Source organism: Levilactobacillus namurensis DSM 19117, assembly GCF_001434785.1.
GTDB lineage: Bacteria > Bacillota > Bacilli > Lactobacillales > Lactobacillaceae > Levilactobacillus > Levilactobacillus namurensis.
The window spans coordinates 1-2,134 of sequence record NZ_AZDT01000035.1 but is presented as its reverse complement, the minus strand read 5'-3'; the positions used below and the strand labels follow the sequence as shown (position 1 = coordinate 2,134).

The following is a 2,134-nucleotide window of genomic DNA, read 5'->3' as shown; positions in this document are numbered from 1 at the left end:
TGTAAAAGGCACCCGTAAAATGTAGGAAAACGGCAGGTTAGAACTGTTGGTTTTCCTACATTTTTTGTATCATGAATCACATCAGAGTGTAGGAGGAATTTGATGTGAGACGTGATTTAAGAGAAGGAGTGACGATTTACGTGACTGAAAATATTAAGCCTAACTTCGCCGAGATTGCCCGGCAATATAATGTTGATTATCGAACCGTTAAGAAAGCCTATGAGGAAGTCAAAGCTGGACTTAAGGGCCGACCAAGTGGTCGACCGAAACGGCCAAGTTTACTGGATCCATTCAAGCAAACCATCGATTCAAAGCTTGAACTAAATTGTTCGGCTGCTTCAATTTTTAAATTTATCCAGAAGAAGGGCTTTACCGGCAGCTATACCCTCGTGAAAGATTATTGTCGCCAAACCCGCCGAGAACGAGTTAAGAAAGCTACCATTCGGATTGAACATTCCCCTGGTCTCTCTGCTCAAGTTGACTGGAAAGAAGAAATGGCCCTAGTGAGCAGCGAGGGTGAGCTGTTTAAATTCAATATTTTCTTGTATGTATTGCCTTATTCAAAACTCAAATATATGACACTAACCTTTGATCGGAGCCAAGATACCCTCTTTTCTTGCTTACACGACGCTTTCCTTCATACCGGAGGTATTCCGACGGAAATCTGGTTTGATAATATGAAAACCGTTGTGGATCATACAAAATCCCAGTTTGGCCACGCTGTCTTTAACGAACGGTTCCACGAATTCTGTAAAGATGCCGGTTTCACACCAATTGCTTGTCGACCATTCAGACCACAAACTAAAGGTGCAGTTGAAGCCCTTGCTCGCACGGTTGAACGTTTACGGCCATACAATACTGAATTTGCTGATGGAACTGAGCTAATCGAACTAGTTCATATGCTCCGAGATGATCTAAATCATGAAACTTCGCAGGCCACGGACGAAGTCCCGTACCTGAAATGGTTAGACGAAGAAAAAGAGTACCTTCATCGCGTTCCAGTTAATCTCCTTGAACCATACTTCGAAGAAAACATTACCCGTGTCGTTTCGAAGGAGGCCATGATCAATTTCCGCAAATGTAAGTACTCAGTAGATCCGCGATACATTGGTTGTACGGTTGCTGTTGAAATCTCCAATGATGAGCAGCGCATCCACATTTATTATAACGGAGAAGAAATTCGTACGCACTCCATAACTACCAATTTGCTGAATTATGACCCCCAAGATCAGTTCAATATCCTCAAATCTGATTTGCTTAAAGGGCGGACAGATGAAGACATTTCAGCTTACATTCGTGAACATATGACTGATTACGACAACTTATAGGAGGCTACCATGACCACTAATAATCAAATTCTTTTAAATAATCTTGAGCGCTTAGGGTTAAACAAAATCCGTGAATACTTGCCGAATTACCTTGATCAAATTCACACTGATAATCTGTCATTAACTGAGGCGCTAATTGATTTAACTAATTCGGAACTCCAGAATCGACACGAAGGTCAGATTGCACGGGCCATTGGCCGTGCTCGGTTCCCCAATACAAAATCCCTAGATACATTTGATTTTAGCTTTCAACCCAGTATTAATCGCCAAGAGGTTCTGGAATTCCAGAATCTGGCTTTTATGGAAAAGTCTGAAAACTTAATCTTTATTGGCAATCCGGGAGTCGGTAAAACCCACTTGGCAATTAGTATTGGGATTGAGGCCTGTAAACAGGGCTGTCGGGTTCTCTTTATTAATTGTCATGAGCTGTTGATTAGATTGAGAGCAGCTTACGAAAAAGGACTGCTTGATCGATCTCTAAGCCGCTATTCGCGCTATGACCTATTAATTATTGATGAAATTGGGTATTTGCCAATTGGTCACCAAGAAGCTAACCTCTTATTTCAGCTAGTCAATGCCCGCTATGAAAAGCATTCAACGATCATTACCAGCAATAGTGATCTATCCGCTTGGGTTGATATTTTCCAGAACCCAACTGTGACAGCAGCCATTCTCGATCGCTTGGTTCATCATGTTCACGTAGTGAAGATCACTGGTAAATCTTACCGATTACGTGGCCTCAAGTAACTGCCGAAAACCTACATTTCTTTCTGCCGAAAACCTACATTTTTAAACTGCCCTTGACA

At 41.9% G+C, this 2,134-nt stretch carries 2 protein-coding genes; both read left to right on the top strand.

What is annotated here, in order from left to right; all coding sequences use genetic code 11:
* The first annotated feature begins 104 nt into the window (after window positions 1-104).
* Entirely contained in the window at window positions 105-1,328 is a 1,224-nt protein-coding gene (istA, locus tag FD30_RS06240; RefSeq protein WP_056944318.1) for an IS21 family transposase, read from the top strand.
* A gap of 9 nt (window positions 1,329-1,337) precedes the next feature.
* Window positions 1,338-2,075 carry an IS21-like element helper ATPase IstB gene (gene istB / locus FD30_RS06235; RefSeq protein WP_003555349.1) on the top strand — a complete coding sequence of 246 codons (738 nt, stop codon included), beginning with the start codon at window positions 1,338-1,340 and terminating at the stop codon, window positions 2,073-2,075.
* Window positions 2,076-2,134 lie beyond the last annotated feature (59 nt).